This window comes from Neobacillus niacini, from assembly GCF_000759675.1.
Lineage (GTDB): Bacteria > Bacillota > Bacilli > Bacillales > Cytobacillaceae > Neobacillus > Neobacillus niacini_A.
Genome location: NZ_BAWM01000166.1, coordinates 1 through 242, shown reverse-complemented (window position 1 = coordinate 242; position 242 = coordinate 1). Strand labels below are relative to the sequence as shown.

At 52.1% G+C, this 242-nt stretch carries 1 rRNA gene; it reads right to left on the bottom strand.

From position 1 onward, the window contains the following. Nucleotides 1-242, bottom strand: a 23S ribosomal RNA gene (locus TR08_RS30105); the annotation flags it as partial.

The following is a 242-nucleotide window of genomic DNA, read 5'->3' as shown; positions in this document are numbered from 1 at the left end:
GCTAGAGGCTTTTCTTGGCAGTGTGGAATCAGGAACTTCGGTACTATATTTCCCTCGCCATCACAGCTCAGCCTTTACGGTAAGCGGATTTTCCTACTTACCAGCCTAACTGCTTGGACGCGCATATCCAACAGCGCGCTTACCCTATCCTCCTGCGTCCCCCCATCACTCAAACGATAAAGAGGTGGTACAGGAATATCAACCTGTTGTCCATCGCCTACGCCTTTCGGCCTCGGCTTAGG